The organism is Variovorax sp. P2_H12, from assembly GCF_056403395.1.
In genome coordinates this window covers 1-367 of the sequence record NZ_JBFUFO010000320.1, presented here as the reverse complement: position 1 = coordinate 367, position 367 = coordinate 1, and the positions used below count along the sequence as shown (strand labels likewise).

The 367-nt window shown below is 73.8% G+C and carries 1 protein-coding gene; it reads left to right on the top strand.

Annotation, left to right across the window (positions count from 1 at the left end; translation table 11 throughout):
• Positions 1-122: 122 nt before the first annotated feature.
• Positions 123-367, top strand: a 245-nt coding sequence (locus tag AC1DYK_RS36310; RefSeq protein WP_478170676.1) for a hypothetical protein, incomplete at its 3' end; no start/stop codon positions are given.

Sequence of the window (367 nt, the reverse complement as noted above, 5' to 3'; positions counted from 1 at the left end):
GTCCTCTCCCTGCCGAGCCTCAGGACGATCATCCACACGGATACGGTGAATGGTGAGACCTGGCCCCAGGGGTGGCCGGGTCGTCACTACGAGTGACCGGGGGGCCCGTGAAGGAGCAGCGCATGGAGCAGGCCGGGGCGGCGTCGGTGGGCGGATTCTTCGCCCTGCGCGGAACACCGGTGCCCGGCGGCGCGCACCGTCCGCTCGCCCTCCTGTACGCGGGGGAGACGGCACCGCTCACGGCCCGCATCGACACTGTTGCGGCCCGGCTCCGTACCCCCGAGCGCAGGGTCGCCGCGTCCGTCGCGCACCTGGGGCTGGCCGCCCGCCTCTGGTCGACCGCTCTGGGACCGGCCGTCCTCTCCGG